General features: G+C 58.6%; 2 protein-coding genes. Both read left to right on the top strand.

The window, feature by feature from the left end; genetic code table 11:
- Window positions 1-172 precede the first annotated feature (172 nt).
- Complete coding sequence (locus tag WEA77_RS12970) at window positions 173-1,453, top strand: macro domain-containing protein (protein ID WP_368068302.1); 1,281 nt, start codon at window positions 173-175, stop codon at window positions 1,451-1,453.
- 120 nt (window positions 1,454-1,573) lie between these two features.
- A partial coding sequence (locus WEA77_RS12975; RefSeq protein WP_368068303.1) for a ribonucleotide-diphosphate reductase subunit beta occupies window positions 1,574-2,147 on the top strand: 574 nt, incomplete at its 3' end.

Below are 2,147 nucleotides of genomic sequence, written 5' to 3' on the forward strand. Positions count from 1 at the left end.
CACCGCCTCGGCCTGAAGCCCGCCGGGGCCCCAAGAGGCCCGGGCAAGGCCTGAGCGGCCTCTTGCCAGTTGCCCGTTTTGGTAGTTCCATCTCGCTAAAGCCTGCGAACCCGATCCTCGCAAGGCCGGGGTGAACTGCAGTTTGCATTCGCGCAGCGCGGGGTGAGGTCAGATGGACGGCGGATTTAACGGCGAGAATGCCGATTCTGAACAAGAAAGCTCGGTCGTCAATACAGGGCGGCGATGCTTCGTCATCATGCCATTCGGCGTGCGGACCGAACCCATCTCCGGCCGCACCTACGACTTCGATGCGGTCTATAACCGGCTGATCGAGCCTGTTGTCCGCGGACTCGGAATCGAATGTATCCGCTCAGACAAGGTCAGTCAGGCCGGGATGATCCATAAGGAAATGATCGAGTACATCGTCAATTCGGAGCTTGCTATCGTGGATATCACCATGGGCAACCCGAACGTCATGTACGAACTTGGTGTACGTCACACTGCCCGGCGCTCCGGCACAGTTATCATCCGCGATGCCGGCAGCAACATTCCATTCAACATCGCCGGCATGCGGGCAGTCGACTATACCGTTCCTTCGGGCGAAAGCCCCGAAGAGGACGATATTCTTGCCGAGAGCCAGAGCTTGCTCGAATCAATCATTTCCAACAGCCTTGACCGGCGCACCCAGGACAGCCTCGTCCACACCGTCGTTCCGGGCCTTAACGTGGCGCTGCCAGCAAAGGTCATCGCCACGCGGGCGCGCCACTTGTATCCTGCTGCTGCAGACAAACAGTTCGAGATCATCACGGGCGATATCGGTAACATAGATGATGTGGATGCCTGGGTGAACCCGGAGAACACGCGGATGGAACTCGCCCGGATGCATGACGCCTCGGTTTCGGCGCTGATCCGCTATCGTGGATCTTACCGCGACAAGCGCGGCCACGTGACCCGGGACGCTGTGTATGGCGAACTCCGGCGCGTCCTGGGCGGGCGGACTTGGGCCGGAGTCGAGCCGGGAACAGTGGTAACCACGCCTCCCGGCGCGCTTCGCCGATCTAACGGCGTAAAGCTGCTGATCCACGTTGCCGCCCATCACGGCGAGCCGGGAAAGGGCTACCAGCTGATCAAATCGTTCACCAATTGCGTCACCAACTCTCTGGAAGCGATCGATGAATACAATAGCAAGTTCACGACCAAGATGCAGTCCAGCTCGATGATACGGTCGGTCCTGTTCCCCCTCTTTGGAAATCGCGGCCGCAGCGGCTCTCAGCAAGAAGTTACCTCCGAGATTGTCGAGACCGCCCACGAATACCTGCTGTCCTGGCCGGACACAAAGATCGCGCGCATCGGCTTTCTTGCCTATACGGATAGCGACCTCGAACAGGTCGAAATTGCCCTGAAGCGAACCGGCTTGTGCCGTTCGAAGGTCTGCCGGAACGGCAAGGACTGATAATTCATTGTGAAATTCGCTGGTGCGGCCATGTGCACATCTTGCGGCGTTAACGAAATTTGAGCACTATATGTGGTGTCTGGAGCGTACAGAGATGTTCGCACACGAAGGAGAATTTCCATGGCTGACGGTAACGCAAACGTTCCGGGCCTGCTCACCCCGAGCCATGCCTACAAGCCGTTCCGCTATCCCTGGGCTTACGAGTTCTGGAAGAAGCAGCAGCAGGTTCACTGGATGCCGGAGGAGGTTCCCCTCGGCGAGGATTGCAAGGACTGGGCGGTCAAGCTGTCGGACGCCGAGCGCAACCTGCTGACCCAGATCTTCCGCTTCTTCACCCAGTCGGATGTCGAAGTCGGCGCCAATTACATGACCAACTACATGCCGCGCTTCAAGCCGGTGGAAGTGTCGATGATGCTGGCCTCCTTCTCCAACATGGAGACGATCCACATAGCGGCCTATGCCCTGCTGCTCGAGACGATCGGCATGCCGGATGCGGAATTCTCAGCCTTCATGGAATACAAGGAGATGTCGGCCAAGCACGACTATCTCGGCCAGTTCGGCTGCGAGACGAATGAGGACATCGCCGTCTCAATGGCTGTCTTCGGCGCCTTCACCGAAGGCCTGCAGCTGTTCGCCTCCTTCGCGATGCTGATGAACTTCCCGCGCTTCAACAAGATGAAGGGCATGGGCCAGA

The organism is Hyphomonas sp., from assembly GCF_040882205.1.
Taxonomy (GTDB): domain Bacteria; phylum Pseudomonadota; class Alphaproteobacteria; order Caulobacterales; family Hyphomonadaceae; genus Hyphomonas.

What these genes read in the sequence shown, in the direction of transcription:
- WEA77_RS12970 (WP_368068302.1), top strand. Translation starts at nt 173, where the DNA reads ATGGACGGCGGATTTAACGGCGAGAATGCCGATTCTGAACAAGAAAGC.